Here is a 324-nt window from a genome sequence, read left to right as displayed (position 1 = left end):
GAAAGGAGGATGAACAAGTAATTCTCACCCCTTCCCAGAAATACATCCTAATTCGCTCGGTGATTGAAAAATATCAATTAAAACATATGGTGAGTTACTTGTGTAAAATAGCGGAAGTTTCAAGAAGTGGTTATTATAATCATTTCTCAATGAAGTCACAAGAACAAAGAAAGAGAAAAGATGAAGAAGATGAAACTACAAAAGAGATCATCTTAAAGGCATTACATTTCAAAAAGCGAAAAAAAGGGGCACGCCAAATCAAAATGACTTTGGAGAGTCAATTTAAGGTTGTCTACAATTTGAAACGTATCAGAAGAATCATGA

At 33.6% G+C, this 324-nt stretch carries 1 pseudogene; it reads left to right on the top strand.

What is annotated here, in order from left to right:
• Positions 1–324, top strand: a pseudogene (locus tag MR076_RS26105) (IS3 family transposase); the annotation flags it as partial.

Source organism: Bacillus cereus group sp. BfR-BA-01380, assembly GCF_022663535.1.
Taxonomy (GTDB): domain Bacteria; phylum Bacillota; class Bacilli; order Bacillales; family Bacillaceae_G; genus Bacillus_A; species Bacillus_A cereus_BB.
This window is presented reverse-complemented; position numbering and strand designations above follow the sequence as displayed.